The organism is Sulfurimonas sp. (assembly GCF_014859695.1).
GTDB lineage: Bacteria > Campylobacterota > Campylobacteria > Campylobacterales > Sulfurimonadaceae > Sulfurimonas.
The window spans coordinates 1-2,210 of record NZ_JACUTS010000156.1 but is presented as its reverse complement, the minus strand read 5'-3'; the positions used below and the strand labels follow the sequence as shown (position 1 = coordinate 2,210).

Annotated in this window: 2 protein-coding genes; both read left to right on the top strand. The window is 33.8% G+C overall.

Features of this window, described 5'->3' with window-relative positions; all coding sequences use genetic code 11:
- Positions 1 to 201 precede the first annotated feature (201 nt).
- Complete coding sequence (locus IBX42_RS12195; RefSeq protein ID WP_294933204.1) at positions 202 to 441, top strand: hypothetical protein; 240 nt, start codon at positions 202 to 204, stop codon at positions 439 to 441.
- Between the two features lie 521 nt (positions 442 to 962).
- Positions 963 to 1,874, top strand: coding sequence for a hypothetical protein (locus IBX42_RS12190; RefSeq protein WP_294933203.1), 912 nt, complete (start codon positions 963 to 965; stop codon positions 1,872 to 1,874).
- Positions 1,875 to 2,210 lie beyond the last annotated feature (336 nt).

The window sequence follows — 2,210 nt, the reverse complement described above, 5'->3', positions numbered from 1 at the left end:
GAGTGAAATAAGAATGTTGCTTTAAGTGGTCTTGACAAATGGGGACGTTATAATTGTTTACTCTTCACACAGAATAGAACTCCAAGGCGAGTCCATGAGAAAAATGAATTCAGTGATGCAAAATTGCCCTTATTAAAAACATCATCCGGCCACTTTATGCTAAAATGACACTACAGAAAATATCTCTTTAGAGGTGGCCGGATGCTCTGCGCGTTTGGTGGCCAGTTTGAACGCTATGCGCATACAGAAGATGAGCTTGAAGAGATCAGAGCTAAAAAAGAGGAGATGCGTGAACAGGCTGAACTTACTGCGGAAGCTATGAAGAAAGCGGGGGTTGGTAGAATACAATTAAGAATGGGGTGCTCCGTAAATCCTGCAACGGGATTGCCGATAATCGGTGAGTTTGATACTTCGGGTCGTTCTTGGGGGCACGGCAATTAGCCACTCCTCCATCTTTTCTACTAATCAGTCCTATCATCAGGGTGCTTTTCCTTTTCAAGGATCGCATTTTCAAATATAAACTTTGTAGTATCCATTATTTGAGCCGAGAACATATACTTAAATAATGGAAAAATATGAAATCAGTAATACTAAACTACCAATAAAACATTGAAATAACAACTTTTTAAAAATAGTTTTTCAATATTTAGTATTAATTCAACAATCTATCAATAGATAAAAAACAGAATAATACTGCTACCAAAAAACCAGACAATAAAAATGCGAAGGTTTTGTGAGATTGTTCAGAGTTTTGTGTCAGTAACCGATAGTCATTAAAATGATATCATAGTTCACCAGCTGTAGTGTATTTTAAGAAAGTTCCAAAAGCTGCAGGTTGTGAAACACTGATACATCACATTAAGTTCTATATCAGAGCGCAAGCAAATGAAGCTATATTTGAATACATATTGGATAAAATTAGAATTAAAAAGTTAGTAAATAGCACTCTATAGGTAGCCTAAATGACAGATAACTACAAAACAATAGAACACCAAATTCGCAAGTACAGCTTTGAGTTTTTAAAAGTAAGTCCTGAACCTTTAAATATGCTAGAAACTCTAAGCAAAAATAATCCACAAATGATACAAGATGCTCAAAAACCAAATCTTTTGGCTGGGGCAATTGTTTATATCTATCTTAAACAAAATAACCTTAACGGTAGAGGTGGTATCACTGCAAAAAGTGTTGGAGAGTATTTTGATGTTAAAGGCTCTGCCATTACACAAAAAGCATTTGATGTAGAGTTTTGGTTAGAAGGCAGAGCAAAGCATCTGCGAACTGATGAACCTTATGAGTTTATAGATAAAGACAGGTTTGAAGTGAATGAGCTTTACTGGGAGTTTATAGAATCTCCTGAAGCTGATGATGTCAAAAAGAGCATTAAAGCTTTAAAAGGCATGGTTAAAAAAGATGCTGACTATTTTGATCCATACATAACACTCCATGAGTACTACTTAATGGATCGTGATTTTAAAAATGCTATAAAGATTATGGAAGAAGGTTTTAAAAGAGCAATAGACCTCATAGATAACAATGGTAGATTTCCAGATGAACTTCCTTGGGGATTTATAGAAAATAGACATATTATACGGATGATATTTAACTTTGGAATGTTTATATGGGCAAACGAAGATAAAGATATTGCTTTAAATATTTTTATGGAACTTTTAAAATCTAACCATAACGACAATATTGGTGCAAGATACTCGATTGTTGCAATACTAGAGGGCTTTGGCTCACAGGAAGAATACGAAGAACAGTTTGAGAGTAAAAACGGCATGGGTCTTGATGAAATGGCACTTGAAGAGTGGTTTTACAAAGCAGCACAAAAACATAAAAATGTGATTGGCTGGTGGCTTAATTTAGAGGATTAGATTAAGATAATGCTCAATAGTCATTAAAATTTAGAGTGTAAAAAATTGTATCATAGTTAAACAATTTAGTTTTGAACTTATAGAAAAGTTCCAAAAAGAACAGATTGTGGAACTATCCTAAATATCTTATTTTGTGTTATACATTTGCAACTCATGCTGTTATTCATAATGATATTTTTCTTGTGCAGAAACTTTTAAACCATAAAGATATAAATCAAACACTTAGGTATGCGAAAGTTCAGGAGGATAAGAAAGCTGAGGCTGTTGCGAAGATGTTTTAAATTAGGTAAATCCGATGAAAAATAAAATTTCACTTAATCAAGAAATTAAACTTGG